At 62.6% G+C, this 1,093-nt stretch carries 1 protein-coding gene; it reads left to right on the forward strand.

What is annotated here, in order from left to right:
• The first annotated feature begins 68 nt into the window (after positions 1-68).
• A complete protein-coding gene (locus ACR0P8_RS10065; protein WP_432624901.1) occupies positions 69-917 on the forward strand; it encodes an alpha/beta fold hydrolase in 849 nt (282 codons plus the stop codon).
• Positions 918-1,093: the final 176 nt, after the last annotated feature.

Here is a 1,093-nt window from a genome sequence, read left to right on the forward strand (position 1 = left end):
AGAGCGATTAGGCTGAGCGGAACGAACAGGACACGCAAAGAGAAATACGGAGAAGGAGAGCGGAACGCATGGCGATTGAACTGAAGAACAATGTGTATTGCGATGGCGAAGGCACGCCGGTCGTGCTGGTGCACGGCTTCCCGGTCGACCACCGCATGTGGGACAAGTGCGCCGAGGAATTGCGGAAGGTCGCCGCAAAACAAGGCGTGAAACAATTCGCGATATGGGCTCCCGACATGCCCGGAGCGGGCGAAGGGCCGATTCCGTCGGACAAGGACAGCGGCGGCAAGGCTTCGGACGGCGCGTTCCCGTACGGACTTGACCGCATGGCGGACGCATACGTGGACCTCCTGCATAAGGCCGGCTACGACAAGGCAATCTGGGTGGGCCTGTCGATGGGCGGCTATCTGATCCTCGACATCCAGCGGCTGCATCCGGAAGCGGTGGCCGCGCTCGCCTTGTGCGACACGAAGGGTGACGCGGATTCCGCGCAGATGCGTGTGAAGCGCGTTGCCATCGCCGAGGAATGCGAGACGACCGGCACGCATGAGCCGGTGATGGGATTCGCAGTGCCGTCGGACGCCGATTCCACGGTGAAGCGGTCGGAAGCGTACTGCAGGCAGTTCGAGACGTGGATCAACGAGCAGCCGGCGGCGGGCATCGCATGGCGCGAGCGCATGGCGGCGGGACGGCCCGACCTCAACGACGTGCTGCCGGAAATCGAAGTGCCGGCCGCCGTGATCTGCGGCGACAAGGATCCGTCCAGCCCGCCGGCCGTGATGAAGCCGGTCGCCGACGCGATGGCGAAGGCCGACGTGTCGATAACGGTGATCGACGATTGCGGCCATTTCAGCGCGTACGAGCACCCCGGCCAAGTGGCCGCGGCGTTGCTGGAACTGGTGAAACGGGTCGGCTGACGTCGGATATTCCTCGCCGGATATACCTCTATATACAAACCACAGTGAAATTCATTGTAACGAAAGAAGCAAATCGACCATGAGCATGTTCTCACCATTGGCGTTGACGCAGGCGCTGCCGTTCCTGCCGCTCGCCCAAGGCGACATCGATTACGAAGTGGCGCGACGCGGCGAAC

It is taken from the genome of Bifidobacterium sp. (assembly GCF_050874245.1).
Taxonomy (GTDB): Bacteria; Actinomycetota; Actinomycetes; order Actinomycetales; family Bifidobacteriaceae; genus Bifidobacterium.

Bases quoted from the DNA above. Each gene is read 5' to 3' on its own strand.
- ACR0P8_RS10065 (WP_432624901.1), top strand. From the start codon at position 69: ATGGCGATTGAACTGAAGAACAATGTGTATTGCGATGGCGAAGGCACG.